This is a genomic window from Echinicola shivajiensis (genome assembly GCF_018642165.1).
GTDB classification, from domain to species: Bacteria; Bacteroidota; Bacteroidia; order Cytophagales; family Cyclobacteriaceae; genus Echinicola; species Echinicola shivajiensis.
The window spans coordinates 150,172-167,569 of the sequence record NZ_JAHHZM010000001.1 but is presented as its reverse complement, the minus strand read 5'-3'; the positions used below and the strand labels follow the sequence as shown (position 1 = coordinate 167,569).

The 17,398-nt window shown below is 38.0% G+C and carries 13 protein-coding genes; 12 read left to right on the top strand and 1 reads right to left on the bottom strand.

Going from position 1 to position 17,398, the window contains the following annotated elements:
* Window positions 1–4 precede the first annotated feature (4 nt).
* A complete protein-coding gene (locus KMW37_RS00710; protein WP_215222690.1) occupies window positions 5–1,615 on the bottom strand; it encodes a TlpA family protein disulfide reductase in 1,611 nt (536 codons plus the stop codon).
* A 950-nt stretch (window positions 1,616–2,565) separates the two neighbouring features.
* On the opposite strand from KMW37_RS00710, the gene KMW37_RS00705 reads away from it, so the two are divergent.
* From KMW37_RS00705 to KMW37_RS00650, 12 genes are all read left to right on the top strand, one after another.
* The gene (locus KMW37_RS00705; RefSeq protein WP_215222689.1) at window positions 2,566–2,967 is read left to right on the top strand and encodes a helix-turn-helix domain-containing protein; all 402 of its coding nucleotides are present in this window, start codon (window positions 2,566–2,568) and stop codon (window positions 2,965–2,967) included.
* A 138-nt stretch (window positions 2,968–3,105) separates the two neighbouring features.
* Window positions 3,106–3,672: a hypothetical protein gene (locus KMW37_RS00700; RefSeq protein ID WP_215222688.1), complete on the top strand. Its 567-nt coding sequence runs from the start codon at window positions 3,106–3,108 to the stop codon at window positions 3,670–3,672.
* On the top strand, window positions 3,656–4,645 hold the full coding sequence (locus tag KMW37_RS00695; RefSeq protein ID WP_215222687.1) for a Kiwa anti-phage protein KwaB-like domain-containing protein: 990 nt from the start codon (window positions 3,656–3,658) through the stop codon (window positions 4,643–4,645). The genes KMW37_RS00700 and KMW37_RS00695 overlap by 17 nt, the downstream gene beginning before the upstream one ends.
* Before the next feature lie 160 nt (window positions 4,646–4,805).
* Window positions 4,806–5,876 (top strand): hypothetical protein, encoded by a 1,071-nt coding sequence (locus KMW37_RS00690; RefSeq protein ID WP_215222686.1) that lies wholly within the window; start codon window positions 4,806–4,808, stop codon window positions 5,874–5,876.
* 168 nt (window positions 5,877–6,044) lie between these two features.
* Complete coding sequence (locus KMW37_RS00685) at window positions 6,045–6,245, top strand: hypothetical protein (RefSeq protein ID WP_215222685.1); 201 nt, start codon at window positions 6,045–6,047, stop codon at window positions 6,243–6,245.
* Window positions 6,246–6,602: 357 nt separating this feature from the next.
* The gene (locus KMW37_RS00680) at window positions 6,603–8,954 is read left to right on the top strand and encodes a type I restriction-modification system subunit M (protein ID WP_215222684.1); all 2,352 of its coding nucleotides are present in this window, start codon (window positions 6,603–6,605) and stop codon (window positions 8,952–8,954) included.
* 1 nt (window position 8,955) lies between these two features.
* Window positions 8,956–10,296, top strand: a complete 1,341-nt coding sequence (locus KMW37_RS00675; protein ID WP_215222683.1) for a restriction endonuclease subunit S — start codon at window positions 8,956–8,958, stop codon at window positions 10,294–10,296.
* A gap of 54 nt (window positions 10,297–10,350) precedes the next feature.
* The gene (locus KMW37_RS00670; RefSeq protein WP_215222682.1) at window positions 10,351–11,403 is read left to right on the top strand and encodes a DUF262 domain-containing protein; all 1,053 of its coding nucleotides are present in this window, start codon (window positions 10,351–10,353) and stop codon (window positions 11,401–11,403) included.
* A complete protein-coding gene (locus tag KMW37_RS00665; RefSeq protein ID WP_262898185.1) occupies window positions 11,404–12,489 on the top strand; it encodes an AAA family ATPase in 1,086 nt (361 codons plus the stop codon).
* 9 nt (window positions 12,490–12,498) lie between these two features.
* Window positions 12,499–13,410 (top strand): hypothetical protein, encoded by a 912-nt coding sequence (locus tag KMW37_RS00660; RefSeq protein ID WP_215222680.1) that lies wholly within the window; start codon window positions 12,499–12,501, stop codon window positions 13,408–13,410.
* A gap of 314 nt (window positions 13,411–13,724) precedes the next feature.
* Window positions 13,725–14,063, top strand: coding sequence for a hypothetical protein (locus KMW37_RS00655; protein WP_215222679.1), 339 nt, complete (start codon window positions 13,725–13,727; stop codon window positions 14,061–14,063).
* A complete protein-coding gene (locus KMW37_RS00650; RefSeq protein WP_215222678.1) occupies window positions 14,060–17,095 on the top strand; it encodes a type I restriction endonuclease subunit R in 3,036 nt (1,011 codons plus the stop codon). The genes KMW37_RS00655 and KMW37_RS00650 overlap by 4 nt, the downstream gene beginning before the upstream one ends.
* The last annotated feature ends 303 nt before the right edge of the window (window positions 17,096–17,398 follow it).

The following is a 17,398-nucleotide window of genomic DNA, read 5'->3' as shown; positions in this document are numbered from 1 at the left end:
AATGTTAAAGTTTAGGTTGTTTGTCCAGTGCCCGCTCGACCAGTTCGGCAACCGATTCATAGGTAGGCTTGTACATGCCTGACTGAATCAGCTTTCCCTTTTTGCCGACCAGCATCAGGTGGGGGTAAAGGTGGATATTATAATGTTTCAGAAAGGGGTGTTGCCCTCCATCTGCCCCCGTGTTCAGGTGGACGGAGGATTCCGGGGCGTATTTGCCGGAATGATGGCTCCTTTTCCACAGTTCTTCTTTTCGGTCACTTGATATGGAAAGCATGATAAAATCCTCCCGCCCAGCATACCTTTCAGCAAGCTTTTGCAGGATGTCCGTATTCATATTGATACAGGCCTTGCATCCTGAAAACCAAAAATCCATCAGGATCACCTTGTCACTGAACTCTTCCAACTTGCGTGGCTTTCCCTGTAGGTCATGGAAGGTAAAGGGCTCCAGCTTTTCCCCTGAAGAATTCCTGTAATACAACTCGCTAAGGATGGAGCGATAGGGTTCCTGACCAATACTTGTAAGGAGATCCCCCAGTGCCTCTGGGCCGGCAATTACCAGGTTGCGCTTTTCCAGGAAGTAGCGGGTGAGGAGTGCCTCGCGGAGTTGGGTATGGGGTATGGCCGATATAAGTTCAGGGGCCGTTTTTCCCTTGATCTTTGCTTTGATCTTCATGAGCTGGGCCATCAGGTCCAGATAGCTATAGGATTGCTCCATTCCGGCGACATAAGCGGAGAGGTCTTCCATGGACCGGAGGTGATCGCCGTAGAACTTTTCATATTCCTTGGCGAGGGGAGAATTCCCTGATTGTTTCATTACCCTGAAATAGTGCCTGTAAAAGGTACTGATGAGTGGAAGCCGCATTCTGGACAGGTACTCGGTCTCCACGAGTTCTAGGAACTTTTCTGGAACAACAGGGGAGTAGCTTTTCGTGATAGTACGGATCATGGTAGCGTCAAGCCTTTTGATATCCACCTTCATAGCCTCAAGGGCCTGCTCAAAGGAAAGGATGGCCTTTACCTCTCTACCAAAAGCAGCCTGGGTGGCCTTGAGTGTTTCTTCCTGCTCCAGTGTCAGCTTTTGGGAGACCAAGAGGTTGGCCTTGCGGCTGCCGTTTCCGAAGAAGGTGGCCACCTGCTGGTCCAATGCCCGCTGGAGGTTGAACTTTTCTGCTGCAGGCCCGGAAAAGGATAGGGTAAAATTGAGCTTGTTGATGGAGATCTTGATGCTGTCCCCTGGTTCGATGAGGTAATGGTCCAGATAACCCGTCCTTCCATTTCTTATGGAAAGGTAGCCGGGGGACTGGAATGGGGGAGTGGAGAGCCTGAAGATCTTACCGATCCCCGGGTGGACACCTTTAAATACACCACCATCTTCCCATTCGGGCTTGATAATCGTGGGGGCGGGGACCTTGGAGGTCTCATCAAAAAGGTATTCTTGAAACTTGACAGTAATGCTGTCTCCCTCTTCATAGCCCAGCAGTTCCCCATACACCACCACGGGAGCCGGAGCATTTTCCGGCCCCCCAGTGGCAGGAGGTGAAGCAACTTGGGCATATGTTTCGCTTCCGAAAAGGCATAGCAATGCCAGGAAGCAGTTTTTCGTTAACGCTTTCATAGTTATTAAGGTCTTTGTAGAAATATTGGAATGCTTTGTCTAGAATCTTAATAGATATTAGACTCAAGACGCTAGATAAAAGACTCGTTTTCGGAGGCGAGAACGTCCAATTCTCCGTCATTGCGATCCCGGTGGGCCGGGAGAAGCAATCCCGCCTTCTGAATTGTCATCCCGAGGTAACGAGGGATCTCTTCCAGTAACATCCTCCCAGTCTAGCCCGCTTTGACGAAGGACAGTTCGACCTCACAAACGAAACCAAGTCTCAATACTCACGACTCGATACTAGCTACTCCTTTTCCTTCTACATTTATAAGAAATTGATTAAACCCCAGTGCTAATAAAGCCCCAGGCCAGGCTGCCCTACCAGACGTCCCTTCCGGAGCGGAACGAATGCAGCCAACGAATTTTGTAGTCTTGAGTAGCTAGTCATGAGTCATGAGCTCAATTGTTCTAACTACTACATTTCGTAAAAATTGATACCGATTTTAGGTTCGATAGTATTTTAGGAAATTCGGTATCGGTATGTGATTCATATTCAGTAGCAAGTAATCAGTATCGCTTACGTAAACAAAAAGCTCAATCCTCACGACTCAATACTCCCTACTAATTTTATATTGGATTTTTCGGTTTACGTTCGAAAAGTATATCATACTTGGAGATTCCCGGTAGGATATCAAAGGAACGGTTATCATAATAGGATACCATAGCTCTCTTCTCAGGTTTTAATGACCCGAGTAGTGAAGTAATGGCTTTATGTGATCCGAAATGAACCATACACAATTTTACAGGAATAGCTTTGAAAAGCCTTAAAAACATAGTAGTTTCGTTATATACCTTAGTAGTTTAAAACAACTGGGAGTTGGAATAATCCATATTTCATACTAAAACACTTTTAAAAACTACAGGAAGTATGGTTATTTTTGTATATTGAATATAAAATCAAGCATCATATGAAGGAGGAAAATGGAAGCGAGTTTACTGTACTCGAGAACAAGAATATAGGTAGGAATTTTTCTGCTTTTCGTAAACTAAGGGACAAGAAAGCCTTGGAGGTTGCGGAGTATTTGGGTATGTCAGAAGCCAACTATACCAAATATGAGCGTGGTGAGAATAAAATTACCATTGATCTTATTCAACAAGTAGCTGAATTTTTAAAGGTGGATCCGCTCCAGATTGTTTCCAGTCAGCCAGGACATGTAATAGAAAATCTTACTAATTCTCCTTTTTCAATTGGAGGTAATGTGAAAGCAAACTATGCTGATAAAAACCAAACGGAGGTGATGATGAAAATGATGGAGACCATGATGCAGATGAATGATGCCATCAAAAAGATATTAGAGGATAAGAAGTAATTTAAAATAGATTTTAAGAGTGAAACTGTTGAAAAATACCCCATATGGGGTATTTTTTTTGTTATATGGCTTTTTTAGTTTTGAAGGATATGTCCAGTTGTGATTTTTTTTTGACAAAGCTATTTAAGAAGTGTTATAATGAAACCAAGAATCTTTACTTCTATACTATTATTTATTAGTGCATATTCCCCATTGATATTGATATTAGCTGTCAAGGACTGGGATTTTAATTGCAGAAACTATTTTAAACATCCAGTTGCAATTTACATAATGATTGGCATCGCAATCTTGAGTGTTGTTTTATTATTTTTCACTGTTGATTCCTTAAAAAGAGGTAATATGCCAGTCAAAGTAAAGTCAGTCAAAAACCGTTCGGCAGACCTCATTAATTATACCATTCCTTATATTGTTTCCTTTTTTGGATTTGATCTTTCGAAAATAGAGGATGTTATTTCTTTAAGTATTTTTCTCTTATTGATGTTGTTCTTAACAATTAAAAGTAAATCTGTTTTTCTTAATCCCATATTATTGTTAGCTGGGTATAATTTGTACGATTTGGATTATGAATTTGATGGGAAAGATGATTATAGAATAATATTAAGTAAACATGAACCAAAAATAGGTGAACGATTCTACATCAGAAGTTTAACCCGTTTTTTATATATAACAATCGAAAAAATTTCAAACAATGACAATCAAGAGTAAATTCACAAGCCTAAAAGAAATTGACATTCAAAGTTGTTATATTTCACTTGCAATCGTTCAAGAATACAAAAAAAAGCGAATATCTCACTACAATGTAAAGTATGTTCAAATAGATAAAAAGCTTGAAAATCGTTTAAAGAATATAGTTGCGAGGAGGATTGAAGGTGCAAATAGTATTGAAAAATATTCATATGATTGTCCTGAACCCGAAGAGGATCAAATAAGAGCAATTGATTCGGGACTTACAGATTTTGAAAAAATAATGGAAGCTCTTGATTCAATCAGTCCAGAGGAAGATACTATCAATAGCGTTGATGATCTAGTTAAAGCAAAATCTTATATTATCATTTTGAGAGATTCTGAAGGAATAAAAGTAATTGCATTTAAGCGTATTCCTGAAAACTGGAAAATGAAAAAGGAGAAAGGCTACATTCCTTTACTTTACAAAGAAAACATGTTTGTTGATTTGGAAGAAGATAATGTATTCAGTATTTCTAACTCTATTGATTTCATGTTTTACGATGATTTGTTATTTATTTTGTCGAAAAAGGCATTTGAAACAGGAATGAATTTTAGAGAAGGGATGATGGCAAAAGCGGATGAGTTTTATCAAGAAGAAGAGGTTAAAGAATTATTTGTCAACATGGATATTTTAACAAATAAAGTTGGGAATAATCAAAGATATTTAAGAAAAATTGCAACAATAAAAAATCTGGGGTATTACAAAGACCAGAATTTCCTTAACCGCTTCAAAGAAGTTAACAAGATCAAAAATTGGGGAGTTAACTTTCAGGACGGCCAGATTGTAATAACTGAGGAAAGTTTAGAAGATATTCTAACTATACTACAAAATAAACGCTTGCATTCGGACTTGACAGAAGAAGATTTTGATGTTGAGAGTGTAAAACCTCTAGATGCATATAAAGGAGACCAAGCTCAATTTACAAGCAAATTAGTAAGTCGTACGAACTGACTCAAAAATAAAAGATACTACCCAAGTTATTCTAGGGATTATTGGGGTATGAACCTAGTGGATTACCAGGTGAGAAAAATTTTAGATTATTAAATATATTAATTGGAATCATCTGTTTTCGAATATATAATTAAGTCTCAATTATCAATTGAAGGAAACCATGTTAGAAAGAATTTTTACGATTGATGCTAGGGGTAATATATTTTTAAAATTAATGAGCGAAAGGTTTAATCTTTCCTCATTGGATATACAAAAAGAAATATACAGTTTATTTAAAGAATTAAAGTTTCAGCTGATATACCATAACATTAATTATTCAGAACTAAAAAACGTTTTAATACCTAATAGAGATCGCAAGGAGCTGCTATTAATCTTTGATCCCTCTAAATTTAACTCCTCTATTTACGGTTCAATTGCAATGGATGTAGTTCTGCAATCACTTGGAACAGTTGGAAAGCATAGCATTTTGGGAGGAGATTTCATTTTTTGGGGAAACTCTCCAAGTTCTGCACTCGATTTAGTTATAAGAAGCTGTGAATGGAAGGATGCTCCCCCAGATACATTCTTTGAACCATTTTTTATTTATGTCAATAATTTAAGTAATCATAAATTTCAAAAGGTCAAGTCAGACCTTCTCAGTAAGGAATATTGTATTGGTTATTCAGATTTGACATTTCATTCAATCTTCAAAGAAAGTATATCATTATCATTAAGTAATGCATTTATATTATTAAACGACAGGGTAATTGTTCCGAATGAAGATTATAAAATGATGGATAATCCAACGATGTATGATTTTCAGAAACATGGAATTAAAATCAACTCGATTCAGGATATTTTATATGGAGTATTTCTATCTTACAAAATAGAAAGGCGTGTTTATCAAGGATTTCAAGATGATTTCAAATTCTCCCTTAATGCGGTAACTGAATCAACTTCTAATCCTGATAAAATAAAAGTAAGAATTAAAGAGGAAAAATTTAATGATTACTTGCATACAACGCGAAAAAAGAATCTTGAACTTCTTGGTATAGATCACCTGACTAAGGGTCAGTTAGAGAGATTTCTCGAACATAAAATTTCCTCAAATTATATATACAATCTAGAGATCAATGAACATGGAATCAAGAAATTTGTAATTAATATTGAAAATAATACACAATCTAAGCTCGTATTAGTATTTGAATATTTACAGGATGTTAAAATGGCAAATCTTTTGACTGCTTACTAATGTGTATTCAATTTCAATATAATATACAGAAGAAACGTATAGTTAGATTAGGGGGCTTATTTTATTAATACAATAAATCGAGACAACCTATGTCACTACTATTTTTTAAGCCATTTTTTTAGCTACCTTATTGAAAATTAAGGTTTTTAACTATAAATATTAAGTGACATGGAAAAGTACGTAGTAAACAACCGCCAACAAACTAATGGTGACCATGAGGTGCACAAGGAAGGATGTCGGTATTTTCCTTCCGACTACCAGTATCTTGGAGAACATTATAGTTGTGGCACAGCAGTAGCTAGAGCAAGGCAAATCTATCCTACCGCTAATGGATGCAAGACTTGCAGTAATGCCTGCCATACTAGCTAATTTATGGACGTTTTATCTGAATACTAATAGCTGATTTCGGGATGAGATCAGCTTTTTACTTTCCGCAGAAAAGCCCAAAATTCCACCAAGCAAATACATTTTCATTGCCTGTTTGTATAATTTTGGGCATCTTGTGGCAGCTTTTACCAAGGGAGTCTTTTTGAACTGAAAGCGTTTGTTGTTTGATGTCTTGCCCATTTTTCCGTTATGCATAGGAGTATTCTCATAAACAAGACCTTATAAAATTGTTTGATAATTTTGGGGCTATATTGATAACTCATGTATGGAAAATAATGGGTAATGTCATCATGACTTCTGGTGAAGGGCATTCATTAATATATAGTTGATACCATTCATATGAATACTGCCGTACATAATAAATTAGTTTCCTTTATCTGGTCCATTGCCGATGATTGTTTGAGAGATGTCTATGTCCGAGGGAAATACCGGGATGTGATCCTGCCTATGGTGGTGCTGAGAAGACTGGACGCCCTCTTGGAACCTACCAAGGAGGCGGTAATGGAGGAACTGGCCTTCCAGCGGGATGAAGCGGGCTTTACCGAATGGGATGAAGGCGGGCTGATCGATGCCAGTGGTTATGTGTTTTATAATACCAGCGAATGGACATTGATTCGGCTGTACCAGACAGCTACCAATAGCCAGCAGATCCTTCAGGCCAATTTTGAGGAATATTTAAATGGCTTTAGTCCCAATGTCAAGGAGATCATTGAGAAGTTTAAGCTGAAAAGCCAGATCAGGCATATGGCCAGCAAAGACGTGCTGCTGGATGTCTTGGAAAAGTTCACCTCTCCCTATATCAACCTGACTCCTTTTGATAAAGAAGATCCGGATGGACGCAAATTACCTCCCTTAAGCAATTTGGGTATGGGCTATGTCTTTGAGGAGCTGATCAGGAAATTCAATGAGGAAAACAATGAAGAGGCCGGAGAGCACTTTACGCCCCGTGAGGTAATCGACCTGATGACGCATATTGTTTTTGAGCCTATTAAAGATAATTTACCCCAGGTCATGACCATTTATGACCCGGCCTGTGGATCGGGAGGTATGTTGACCGAATCCCAGAATTTCATTAAGGATGAAGAAGGGGAAATTCGGGCCATCGGGGATGTTTATCTCTATGGCAAGGAAATCAATGACGAGACCTATGCCATCTGTAAATCGGATATGATGATCAAGGGCAATGATCCCAAGAACATTCGGGTAGGCTCGACCCTGTCCACCGATGAGTTTGCTGGAACCACCTTTGACTTTATGCTTTCCAATCCTCCTTATGGCAAGTCCTGGAATTCCGACTTGAAAAATATCAAGGACGGGAAAGACATTATCGATCCCCGGTTTATCCTACCCTTAACCGATTATTGGGGCATTACCGCTGAAGTGGATGCCACGCCAAGGTCTTCTGATGGGCAGTTGCTGTTCTTGATGGAAATGGTCAGTAAGATGAAACCACTCCATCAAAGTCCTTTAGGTTCCAGGATCGCTTCAGTTCATAATGGTTCCAGTCTCTTTACCGGGGATGCGGGAAGTGGTGAAAGCAATATCCGTCGCTATATCATTGAAAATGATTTATTGGAAGGCATTATCCAGTTGCCTAATAACCTATTCTATAATACGGGCATCACCACTTATATCTGGTTGCTTACCAACTATAAGCCCAAGGAGCGAAAAGGGAAATTCATCCTGATCGATGCCTCCCAGCGCTTTGCAAAACTGCGCAAAAACCTGGGCGCAAAGAACTGTGAACTGACCGCCGAACATATCAAAGAAATACAGGATGCTTACCTGAACTTTCAGGAAGTAGAAAGAAGCAGCGAGGATGGACTGGCTGCCAAGGTCTTTGATAATGCAGACTTTGGTTATTATAAGGTCAGCATAGAACGGCCGAGCAGGCTTAAGGCCCAGTTCACCGAAGAAAGAATAGCCGATTTACGCTATGACAAAAGCCTTAAAGAGCCCATGGAATGGGCTTATAAGACCTATGGAGAAAAAGTCTATACCGATCTTTCCTCCTTGGAAAAAGAAATTCTGGACTGGTGCGAAAAGCAGGATATCGACCTGAATGCTAAAAAGCGGAAAGCCTTGATTTCTCCAAGTACCTGGAAGAAGCAGAAAGCTTTATTGGAAGCAGCTGATGGGCTTATGGAAAAGGTAGGGACTGATGAGTTCAGGGATTTTAATGTCTTTATGAAAAAAGTGGATAAGGCCCTTAAAGAGATCAAATCACTCAAGCTTTCTGCTTCGGAGAAAAATAACATTCTTAATGTGGTCAGCTGGTACGATGAATCGGCCGAGAAGGTGATCAAAAAAGTGCAAAAACTCAGCGGTGACAAGCTGGAGCAGCTTTTGGCACACTTGGGCTGTACCAAAGAGCAATTAGCTGATTATGGTTATTATCCTTCAGGAAAGGCTAATGAATATATTCTCTATCAATCCGAAACTGAGCTAAGAGACAGTGAATCGGTTCCGCTAAAAGAAAATATTTACGAGTATTTCCTAAGGGAGGTCAAGCCTCATGTGGAAGAAGCCTGGATAGACCTGGACAAGACCAAGATCGGCTATGAAATTAGCTTTAACAAGTACTTCTATCAGCATAAGCCACTAAGAAGTCTAGAAGAAGTTAGTACAGAGATCTTTGCATTGGAAAAGGAAAATGAGGGGTTGATTATGGATATTTTAAACTTGGATTAAGATGGAGGTTGTCGAAGATTTAAAATATAAAAAATACGCTGCTTATAAGGATTCTGGAGTTGAATGGTTAGGGGAGATTCCTAAAGGATGGGATGCTATCCGAATGAAATTTTTATTTCGAGATATCTCTATTAAGAATAAGCCTGACGAGGAACTTCTTTCGGTGACCCAAGATAAAGGTGTTGTACCAAGAACGTTGGTTGAAAATAGAATGGTTATGCCTTCCGGTAACCTTGAAAGTTTTAAATATATCCAAAAAGGAGATTTTGCAATAAGTTTGAGGTCTTTTGAGGGAGGCTTGGAATATTGTCACCATGATGGAATAATTAGTCCTGCATATACTGTCCTAAAGAAAAAAGATGGATTGGTTGATAGATATTATAAGTATTTATTCAAATCGTCTTCATTCATTTCAGAAATTCAAACAAGTGTAGTTGGAATAAGGGAAGGTAAAAACATTAGTTACCCTGAACTTTCTTATTCACTTCTACCAATTCCTAAAAAAGAAGAACAAACAGTCATCGCTAATTTCTTGGATGAGAAAACCGCCAAGATCGACAAGGCCATTGCCCAAAAGGAAAGGCTGATCCAGTTGCTGAAGGAGCGTAAGCAAATTATAATTCAGGAGCTGGTCACTGGAAAAAAGGTATGGAATGCCGAAAAAAACGCCTGGACCAAGCCGGATAAGGTAAAAGATTCAGGGATAGATTGGATCGGTGAGATTCCTGAGGGGTGGGAGGTGAAGAAAATAAGACATGTAGGAGAAACCCAAAATGGGATTAGTGCGGGAGCTGAATATTTTGGAAAAGGTTTTCCTTTTGTAACCTACGGTGATGTTTATTCAAATATTCAGTTACCAAAATCTGTTTCGGGTTTGGCAATGGCAACTACAAAAGATCAAGAGAACTATTCTGTTGTGGAAGGAGATGTCTTTTTTACTAGGACTTCTGAAACTATTGATGAAGTTGGATTTAGTTCGGTTTGTTTTGATACCATTAAAGAAGCAACTTTTGCTGGTTTCCTAATTCGCTTTAGACCAAAAACTAAAAAATTGTATAAAGGGTTTTCTAAATACTATTTCAGTTCAAGAATTCAAAGAAACTATTTTGAGAAAGAGATGAATTTGGTAACTCGAGCTTCATTAAGCCAAGAATTATTAAAAAACTTACCAGTTCTTCTTCCCCCATTAAATGAACAAAATCAAATTTTTATATACATTGAAGAAATATCTTTGAAAATAGACAAATCCATTTCCCTGCAGGATAGGCAGATCGAAAAATTAAAGGAGTATAAATCGGTGTTGATAGATAGTGCGGTGACGGGGAAGATAAAGGTGGTGTGAATATTTTGAAAGAAATTATGGTTATATATTTGTGTAAAGAACCAATAGTGAATAATGCATCCATCTGAAATAAAAATAGGTCAAAAAGAAATCTCTGCCCACGAAATCTTTCATATGATTGAGATGGGGCTAATTGATCTCGATATAGATATAGATGATGTATGGGAAGACAAATGGAAAAGTGTATCCATAGAGTCTATTTGGTTAAATTTGACTATGACTCCAATATATGTGGATGCTACTAACCCAAAAAGATGGATTGTAATCGATGGAAAAAAAAGATTACAGGCTCTGCATAGTTTCTTAAAAAATGGATACCCATTAATTGACCTTGAATTCTTTGCGAATTATGATAATTATTATTTCGAAAATCTTCCTAGATCATTAGCTCGTAAAATCGAACAAAATATTTTCACAATTTATAGTATAAATCAAGGAGTTTCAAAAGAAGTTTTATTAAGTATTATTTATCGAATTGTACCAGATATGGCAAATGGTTTGGGAGTGAACTTATCCAAAAAATTTCTTTCTGAAAATTCAGAATTACTTATTGAGTATTTAGAATCCAACCCACATTTTCAAAATCTCTTAAATGGATTGTGGAGACAACAAATTAATTTCAAGAAAAACTATTCCACTTATTCTTTCAAATTAATTTTGAATTTTATTCGATCCTTTATGTTTTTGTACCCAGGAGATTTAGGTCAAAGCAAATATTTTAATTTTGATCGCCTAGACACGAGAAAACTTCGTTTTTTAAAAGAAGCTGCTCACAATGCGGTTTTTTATTTAAATGAGAAATATGCAAACGACTCTGATTTTAATAAAAATCTTTTCAATTCATGGGACAATGGTTTGAAAAAATTCAATGAAATGTTTGAAGATCATTTAGATAAAAGAATTTTATTCGAAATGTTTGATGGAATTATTATTTATTTTGGAAGTATAATTTCTCAAGAAGATTATGAATTCATTATTAACAATAGAGCTGTTTTTTTGAATGAGTATTTTTCAAGATTTAGAATTACTATTTATAAAAAAACCTTAAGTCCAAAACCAAAAATCAATAGCCTTAAAAGATTAATCGAAAAAATTAAAAGCAAATAAATGATCAATCATATTAGGATTAAAAATTTCAAAGCTTTGAAAAAAATAAGCATTGATATAGGAAAAATCAATGTTTTTACCGGGCTTAATGGAATGGGCAAATCAACGATTCTTCAAGCATTCCAAATTATTAGATTTTCTAAATCCACATTACCAATGGAATTAAAAATTGAATCCTTTGGAACCTACGAGGAACTTTTTTGCGAGGCTTCTAATGAGGATATCTTCCAGATACAGATAAAATGGGATGATGATAAAATCTTTGATGCAAAAAGCAACTATGATTCAAGTAAATATGACCAAAAAGTCATTGACCTTAATGAAAATGATTTTGAATCCGTAAAAGATAAATGTCTGTTTCAAGAAGATAAGGTAAAATACTTATCTGCAGAGCGAATTGGACCACGTGACTATTATAACACCAATAAAACGATCATTGCCAATAATCAATTTGGGGATCAAGGTGAGTTCGCGGTACACTATTTTCATGAAAATAAAAATAAAGATATTCCACTTCAAAGCTTAGCCTTTGGATTAGAGGACAAAGTGTTTTCATTGGAGGAACAGCTAAACAAATGGTTAAGTGTAATTAGCCCAAAAATTCAAGTAAAAACCAAAATAAATAATAATCTTGTTGAGCTATTCTATGAATATGCAACAAAGGGACCTAACACTTCCCCCTACCGAGCCAAAAATGCAGGATTTGGACTTACTTATGTTTTTAGTGTATTGGTGGCTATTTTATCCGCTAAAAAAGGAGATATCCTTATTATAGAAAATCCTGAGTCACATATCCATCCGAAAGGGCAATCTGAATTGGCAAGATTACTTGCATTGGCTGCTGAAAGTGGTGTTCAAATATTTTTGGAAACCCACAGTGATCATATCATTTATGGACTTAGAGTCGCAGTAAAAGAGAAACTGCTTAACAAAAATCATATTAAGCTTTTCTACTTTGATAGGGATGAAATGGACCATTTCTCAAAAGTAGAAGAAATAAAAATCAGCAATCAAGGTCATTTGGATAATAAATCTGAAGGTTATTTTAATGAATTTGAAAACCATTTGGACCGGTTACTAAGTTAATGTTTTTTTATGCCTGGAATTTATTTTAATGAGCTTTCACTAGATCCTGAAGTATCTGAGCTTCCATCTTCAATAGAGGAAGCAAAAGAATTGCTCGAACATTTCGTAAATGTATGTTTTGCTAGTATAGCTAGTTATGGAATAAAATCTGAACTTCAACTTTACAATAAAGAAGATCATATCCAAGTTGGACAAAGTTATATATTTGAAACACAAACTGTGTTAGGTTTATTAAAGTTATTGGCTGATGAGGAAAAATTTAACAGTATTGAAATAAGAAGGTTTAAAGCATTTATTTCTAAAGCCTATAAACCAGAATGGGAACCAGAATACATATTGGATAATAAGATATCCAATGGGTTAGGAGAAGCTTCCAAAACCAATTCTTATGCTCTAAGCTTTTTGACAAACTATACACAAAGACAAAATCTATGGCAGCAAAGGGATATCCCATTAGAAAAAATTCCAGGTGAAGGTAATTCAGAGGAGGTCCTAGCAAACCATATTTCAAATTTTCATCACATATTCATAGATCACAATCTTTGGAAAAATTGCTCTTTTAAACATCCTGGAAATGTTGCTAGCCTAATTTTACCAAACGCCGGTTTATCAAAATATGTTTTTGAAGCATATGGGCACAAAAATATTGAAGACACATATCCTAATAATAGAACGGTAGGAATTACCAATATTAACGAAATAGGGAGAATCATTGCTAAAATAAATGGTTGGACAGAATGTCGTCCTTGTCAAAGCTCCAACAAAATTGTCTTTAGTTGTAAAAACTATTATATTTCAATTGACACTCAACATATTGCTTTTGAAGTATTTTTAGGGAATGATGATCATAAAGGGGAAATTGAATTTCATAAAAATGAAATAAACACCCAGAAACAAAGAGGAGATAGAAATCTTTGTTGATTTGTTATTAAAGTCAATATAATAAACCAAACATACGAATTGGAGCGGCTGGATAAAGTTTAACCACAAAAGCGGATTCAAAAAGGAGTTAAATAAAACTGACTTGCTGAAAAAAAAAATGTTTAATCTGAAGCCATTGATAGTTAGGTTATTGCTACGGCAAAGTAAAACGATGAATGAAAAACTTGCTGAATAAATTAGATAATCCTAAATTTAAATCAACAGTACCCGTGTTGCATCTCGTAAGATCTGCTCGCGGGTCTTCTTTTTTACAGTTTAAGCAATCCAATATTGCTTTTTAGAGAATTCCTGCCATGGCTAAAGGTCCCAAAACCATTCTAGATCAAATCCAGTTGTTGAAAAGCCGCAATATGGCTTTTAGAAAGGAAGTGGAAGCCCCACATTTCCTATTACACATTACTATTCTTGATTATACCCCTTCAAATTACCAATGGAGAAAGGTGTTTCCCATTTTATCCGCCATTATCTACATGAACAACTGCATCAGTCCCGGACACCATATAAAATCCGAGCTATTTGAGTTGTTTGAAAGATTTCCACAAGTGCCTTTATACAAGATGGGCTTTCCAAAAAATTGGAAACAGCAGCCCATTTGGCAAAATGAAGATGACTCCAAAATAACAAGTATATGACAAGTCAAACCAATGAACAAGCCTTAGAAGCCGCCATAGAAAAAGCCCTGACCGGAATGTGTTTGGAGGAAATGGAAAACGGCCTTATAGTTCAGGAAGACCTTGGTCCCTACCAGGCCGGGAATGGTTATTATATGGGATCGGCCAGGGACTTTAATCCCAAATACGCCATTGATGAAGAGCGGTTCTGGCATTTTTTGGAGAGCAGCCAAAAGGAAGAATTGGAAAAGCTGAAACGTTCTTCAGATTGGCAATTAAGGATTTTGGAGCGATTTGATCGAATGGTCAAGAAGTACGGTGTCTTACGCTTGCTTCGCAAAGGACTGGAAGTGGAAGATGCCCATTTCATTTTGCTGTATCAGTTGCCCATGGCCAGCAGCAGCCAAATGGTCAAAGATAATTTTGAAAAGAATCAGTTTAGCATTACCCGTCAGGTCCGATATAACTTGGACAATCCCCGGGAGGAGATAGATATGGTGGTTTTTGTAAACGGCATTGCCATCTCCACCCTGGAACTAAAAAATCCCTGGACGGGGCAGAATGCGCGTGTAAACGGCATCCACCAATACAAAAACAATCGCGATGTCCGCCAGCCTTTATTGAACTTTGGGCGCTGTTTGGTCCACTTTACTGTGGATACCGATGAGGTATACATGACCACCAAGCTCGATGGAAAAAACACCTTCTTCCTGCCGTTTAACCGGGGTAATAATAACGGAAAAGGGAACCCTACCAATCCCTTTGGACACAAAACAGAATACCTGTGGAAAGAAGTGTTTTCAAGGGAAAGCCTGGCCAATATCATACAGCATTTTGTGCGCTTTGATGGGAAATCCACCGATCCATTAAGCAAGAGAACATTATTCTTTCCCCGCTATCACCAGATGGAGGTGGTCAGAAGAATATTAACCCATACCTCTGAATTTGGCGTTGGCCAAACCTATTTGATCCAACATTCCGCAGGTTCAGGAAAATCTAATTCCATTACTTGGGCGGCCTATCAGTTGATAGAGATCTATCCCCAGCATGCAGATATTCCTGGGGCCAAGGATGTCAAAACACCCTTGTTTGATTCGGTCATCGTAGTTACCGACCGCAGGCTATTAGACAAGCAATTGCGGGATAATATCAAGGAGTTTTCTGAGGTGAAAAATATCGTTGCCCCAGCCTATTCCTCCAAGGATTTAAAAGAAAGCTTGGAGCTGGGCAAAAAAGTAATCATTACTACCATACAGAAATTCCCCTTTATCGTAGAGGGGATTGCAGACCTCAGCGACAAACGCTTCGCTGTCATTATCGATGAGGCACATAGTTCCCAATCGGGCACAGCAGCCGGAAAGATGAACCAGGCAATGGGTATTGCTGCCACGGAAGAAGAGGGAGAAGATGTACAGGACAAAATCCTTCAGGCCATGCATGCCCGAAAGATGAGGGGCAATGCCTCTTATTTTGCTTTTACGGCTACCCCAAAGAACAGTACACTAGAGCGATTTGGAACTCAGCAAGAGGACGGGACTTTTCGGCCCTTCCATCTTTATTCCATGAAGCAGGCCATCGAGGAAGGCTTTATCCTGGACGTATTGGCCAATTACACCACCTACAAGAGTTATTATGAAATAGAAAAATCCATTCAGGAGAATCCCTTATTTGATACTAAGAAAGCCCAAAAGAAATTGCGTGCCTATGTGGAGCGGGACAAACGGACCATTGCCACCAAGGCAGAAATTATGATGGAGCATTTTATCGGGAAAGTCTACAATACCAAAAAGCTGAAGGGCAAGGCCAAGGGAATGGTCATTACCCAAAATATAGAATCAGCCATCAGGTATTATAAAGCACTCAATAAGATTTTGAAGGATAAAGGTAATCCATTTAAGATAGTGATTGCCTTTTCCGGAAAAAAGGAAGTGGATGGCATTGAATATACCGAAGCAGCGCTCAATGGCTTTCCTGAAAAGGACACCCGCGACAAATTTGATCTCGATGATTATCGGATTTTGGTAGTAGCCAATAAATACCTGACGGGCTTTGACCAGCCAAAGCTCTGCACCATGTACGTGGATAAGAAACTACAGGGAGTCTTGGCTGTACAGGCACTTAGCCGCCTTAACCGCTCTGCCAATAAGCAGGGTAAAAAGACCGAGGACTTGTTTATCCTGGACTTTTTTAACCTAGTTGAAGAAATAAAAAAGGCATTTGACCCTTTTTATACTTCTACATCATTAAGCGGTGCTACCGATATCAATGTGCTGCATGAGATCAAAGGAACCTTGGATGATACAGCCGTTTATGAATGGATTGAGGTTGAAAGCTTCGTGGAAAAGTATTTTGAAGGAGTAAATGCGCAGGAGTTAAGCCCCATCATCGATGTGGCAGCTAACCGTTTTAATCAAGAGTTGGACCTGGAAGACGAGGAAAAGGCTGACTTCAAGATCAAGGCAAAGCAATTTGTCAAGATTTATGGGCAGATGGCTTCCATCATGGATTATGAGGTAGTGGACTGGGAAAAGCTTTTTTGGTTCTTGAAATTTTTAATCCCTAAACTGATCGTCAAAACAAAAGACGATGTCCTGATCGATGAATTGTTGGAGTCAGTGGACCTTTCTACCTATGGACTGGAACGGACGAAACTTAACCAAAGCATTGATCTTGATGATGAGAATTCAGAGGTAGATCCCCAAAACCCCAATCCTAGAGGAGCCCATGGTGGAGATGATGATAAGGACCACTTGGATGAAATCATCCGGAACTTTAATGACCGTTGGTTTCAGGGCTGGGATGCCACACCGGAGGAACAGCGAGTGCGTTTTATTGCCTTGACCAAGGATGTTCAAAAACACGAGGATTTTCAGACCAAAGTAGTGGATAACCCTGATATGCAGACCCGTGACCTGGCATTTAAGAAGATTTTGGATGATGTCATGCGTCAGCAGCGGAAAAAAGAGCTGGAACTATATAAACTCTATGCCAAGGATGAATCCTTTTATCAGGCCTTTTATGATAGTATGAAAAGAATTTTGGAAGTGAGATAAATTGTATATTTCCAAGAATTAATTTACCTGAAGGTAACGTATCCCCAAGATATCCCCTAGGTATCTATAAGGGAAGTACTAAGTAGTAGTAAAGAGGAGACATAGAGGGAACACCGAGGAGACGTCTAGGGAAGGTCTAGGGAACGTCCAAATTTTATTTGGTGTTTTTGGAGGGGGAAAAGGGCTGCCCTGCAAGCTGGCTACTCGCTAAAAAAAGTCACTGACTGTTTTCTTTACGCTCGTCCCCCTATGGATGCTCCCATGCCTAGTATACCCCATGTGGGGTATTTTATTTGTTTTGGG

Excerpts from the sequence above, each read along its gene's own strand:
- KMW37_RS00685 (WP_215222685.1), top strand. The coding sequence starts at position 6,045 with ATGGAAAAGTACGTAGTAAACAACCGCCAACAAACTAATGGTGACCAT.
- KMW37_RS00660 (WP_215222680.1), top strand. The coding sequence starts at position 12,499 with ATGCCTGGAATTTATTTTAATGAGCTTTCACTAGATCCTGAAGTATCT.
- KMW37_RS00670 (WP_215222682.1), top strand. The coding sequence starts at position 10,351 with ATGCATCCATCTGAAATAAAAATAGGTCAAAAAGAAATCTCTGCCCAC.
- KMW37_RS00700 (WP_215222688.1), top strand. The coding sequence starts at position 3,106 with ATGAAACCAAGAATCTTTACTTCTATACTATTATTTATTAGTGCATAT.
- KMW37_RS00690 (WP_215222686.1), top strand. The coding sequence starts at position 4,806 with ATGTTAGAAAGAATTTTTACGATTGATGCTAGGGGTAATATATTTTTA.
- KMW37_RS00675 (WP_215222683.1), top strand. The coding sequence starts at position 8,956 with ATGGAGGTTGTCGAAGATTTAAAATATAAAAAATACGCTGCTTATAAG.
- KMW37_RS00705 (WP_215222689.1), top strand. The coding sequence starts at position 2,566 with ATGAAGGAGGAAAATGGAAGCGAGTTTACTGTACTCGAGAACAAGAAT.
- KMW37_RS00710 (WP_215222690.1), bottom strand. The coding sequence starts at position 1,615 with ATGAAAGCGTTAACGAAAAACTGCTTCCTGGCATTGCTATGCCTTTTC.
- KMW37_RS00665 (WP_262898185.1), top strand. The coding sequence starts at position 11,404 with ATGATCAATCATATTAGGATTAAAAATTTCAAAGCTTTGAAAAAAATA.
- KMW37_RS00695 (WP_215222687.1), top strand. The coding sequence starts at position 3,656 with ATGACAATCAAGAGTAAATTCACAAGCCTAAAAGAAATTGACATTCAA.
- KMW37_RS00680 (WP_215222684.1), top strand. The coding sequence starts at position 6,603 with ATGAATACTGCCGTACATAATAAATTAGTTTCCTTTATCTGGTCCATT.
- KMW37_RS00655 (WP_215222679.1), top strand. The coding sequence starts at position 13,725 with ATGGCTAAAGGTCCCAAAACCATTCTAGATCAAATCCAGTTGTTGAAA.
- KMW37_RS00650 (WP_215222678.1), top strand. The coding sequence starts at position 14,060 with ATGACAAGTCAAACCAATGAACAAGCCTTAGAAGCCGCCATAGAAAAA.